The organism is Shewanella sp. A22 (genome assembly GCF_053850585.1).
In genome coordinates, this window is record NZ_JBSQBN010000273.1 from 1 (window position 1) to 507 (window position 507).

At 42.2% G+C, this 507-nt stretch carries 1 protein-coding gene; it reads left to right on the forward strand.

What is annotated here, in order from left to right; genetic code table 11:
* Positions 1-73: 73 nt before the first annotated feature.
* On the forward strand, positions 74-507 hold a 434-nt coding region (locus tag ACWXWT_RS20655), incomplete at its 3' end, for a transposase (protein ID WP_456043426.1).

The window sequence follows — 507 nt, forward strand, 5'->3', positions numbered from 1 at the left end:
GAGACTGTAACTAATTTTGTGTAACTGCTTATCAAAACGTACTCTATTGAGAGTTAAGGATAGGCAGATACTCATGAACAAAAAAGATATTGAAGCTTTTGCTAAAGAAGCAGCTAAAAGCATTAAAACACCAGAAGACTTAAATCAATTTAGTCAGATGCTCAAGAAGATAACGGTCGAGGCCGCTCTTAATGCCGAAATGGATGAACACCTGGGTTATGAGAAACACCATAAATCCACTTCTGCTAATAGCCGTAACGGTAAAACCAGCAAGCGCATTCAAACTGAAGATGGCCAGTTTGAGCTTGATACGCCACGAGACCGTGAAGGCAGTTTCGAGCCTCAGTTAGTTAAAAAGCACCAGTCCAGATTTACCTCTATGGACGATAAAATATTGTGGCTCTACGCTCAAGGCATGAGTACTCGTGATATCGTTCAAGCCTTTGATGAATGGTACGGCGCAGAGATATCACCCACGTTAGTTTCTCGCGTAACCAACGCCGTTCT